The 2187-nt window shown below is 50.8% G+C and carries 2 protein-coding genes; one reads left to right on the top strand and one right to left on the bottom strand.

Features of this window, described 5'->3' with window-relative positions; all coding sequences use genetic code 11:
* Positions 1 to 165 precede the first annotated feature (165 nt).
* Positions 166 to 765, top strand: coding sequence for a superoxide dismutase (locus ACJROR_RS06085; RefSeq protein ID WP_406037830.1), 600 nt, complete (start codon positions 166 to 168; stop codon positions 763 to 765).
* Between the two features lie 295 nt (positions 766 to 1060).
* Here the strand turns inward: ACJROR_RS06085 and ACJROR_RS06080 are convergent, their stop codons facing one another.
* Positions 1061 to 2044, bottom strand: a complete 984-nt coding sequence (locus ACJROR_RS06080; RefSeq protein WP_406546311.1) for an alpha/beta hydrolase — start codon at positions 2042 to 2044, stop codon at positions 1061 to 1063.
* Between the last annotated feature and the right edge of the window lie 143 nt (positions 2045 to 2187).

The following is a 2187-nucleotide window of genomic DNA, read 5'->3' as shown; positions in this document are numbered from 1 at the left end:
ACAACAACTGAACACCATGCCGGCGCGCGGAACCGCTGCGCCGAAACCCGGCGCATCTGATATCTCCTGAGGCCGCGCCGATGCCGCGGAGATTTCGATGAGCATAAAAGCAGGGCTGCACATTATTTTAAAAATAACCGGCTTTGCCGGATGCAGGAGTTTTTTATGGCCATTCCCTTTCCAAAACTCAAGTACTCTCTTTCGGCTCTGGAGCCCTTTATCTCCGAAAGAACCATGGATTTTCATTACAACCGGCATTTTCTGACCTACGTCAATACCGCCAATGCCCTGATCAACCAGACCTCCTATCAGGACAAGAATCTCCGGGACATTGTCAGTACCTCCGTGGGACCGATCTACAACAATGCGGCGCAGGCCTTCAATCACGAGTTTTACTTTAACTGTCTCATTGCCGAGCCGCCCCTGATCCCCTCCCGGCTTTCGGAGGAGCTGGCCCGGCAGTTCGGATCCGTCGACGCCTTCCTGAAATCCTTCCGGGAATCCGCCATCGGCAATTTCGGGGCCGGCTGGACCTGGCTGGCCATGGATCCCGTCACCAAGAAGATGGAGATCAAAAACACCACCAATGCCGGGAATCCGCTGAGCGACGGTCTCTGTCCCCTGCTCTGCATCGACGTCTGGGAGCATGCCTACTATCTGGACTACCAGAACCGCCGCAAGGACTACGTCACGGGCTTTATGGATCACATTGACTGGAACTTCGTGGCTAAGCAGTTTGACGAGTGCATGAGCCGGTTCCGCTAGATCCTCCTCAGGTTTCCCGGCTCCTCCCTGCTGAGAAGTTTCCCTGATTCGATTTCCTGCTTCTTTTTTCTGAGATGCCGAAACAGGCATCTCTGTCACTGCGGGATCAGCATCCTGAGCAACCGATCAAAAAGGGCGCGGGCTTGTCTGTCAGCATGGAATTTTCCGCAGCCTGATGTCAGGGGGCTTTCCGGCGCGCAACTCCTTTTCCGTTCCGGCGCGAAAACAAGCCGGGAGAATAAGCCGGAAGCATGCAGAAACACCTTCCGGCATGAAACGGCAATACCATGCCGGATTACCTTCTCAGAAACTCAATAAGCAGGCGCTGAAACTTCCGGTAATAGGGTTTTTCAACATAAGCTACGTGAGACGCGCCGTCTATCATCCGGAGTTCGGAGCCTGGGGGAAGCTCACCGGAAATTCTGCCCAGCAGCTCATAATTCAGATAAGGATCCTTGCCGCCGTAGATGACCAGCACCGGAGCCTCTATTCCGGAAAAATCAATAAGTCTTTTATCCTTTGGAACGCAGATATCTCTGCGTCCGCCGTTAGGACTTGATTCTCTGTCATAATGCCAGCTTTTGGAACCAAACAGTTCAATAACGACAGGATCCGTAACATTCAGATCAAAAGATCCGTCTCCTGTTTTCTGAAAGTCATCTGTCGCGTGCTCCCAGGTATTATGATGAAACGGTTCCTTTACATCATACTGCCCTACTCCGCTCAGTATCGGAGCATACAGAATTATTTTGCCGATGTGTTCTCCGTGCCGGGAGGCAAATCTGCTCACCGTGACAGTTCCCCAGCTCCAGCCGAGAACATCTATCCTGTTCTGTCCGGTAATTTCCGCAATTTTCTCCACGGCGGCGTTAATATCCTGAGCCGCATAATCCGAATCCGGCATAAAACCGTCAGTCACCTCTCCCGACTGACCAAAACCCGCTATATCAAGACGCCATACGGCATATCCTTCCCGGGCCAGAAAACGCACAAGACTGTAATCTTCGTAATTAATATCGAATTCATGAGAAGAATAGGTTACTCCGTGAATAAGGATAATATTCTTCTCAGGATTGGCGCCGTTCTTCGTTACGCAATCTAAATGCAGAGGAATGCCGTTTCGTTCCAGCGGATATTCTCTGTAACTGAAATCCGCATTCTGTATGACATTTTGTTCCTCCGCAACGGAAACAGCATTTACGGCGCAGCCCGGAAGAATGGCTGCAGCTATGCATATCATACCTGCGGCAAGAATCAGAGAAACGGCTGTCTTCTGCATATTTGGCTCCTTGTGCTTCATGACTGAAAAATACTGTAAGAATAGCGCTGATTTGTTTTTATTATTTTTTTCTGCGCCCCCGAAACAGACATCTCTGTCAATACGAGATCCGCATCCCGATCAAAAAGGCGCTGGCTGTCCTC

Source organism: Succinimonas sp., from assembly GCF_045225735.1.
Taxonomy (GTDB): Bacteria; Pseudomonadota; Gammaproteobacteria; order Enterobacterales; family Succinivibrionaceae; genus Succinimonas.
This window is presented reverse-complemented; position numbering and strand designations above follow the sequence as displayed.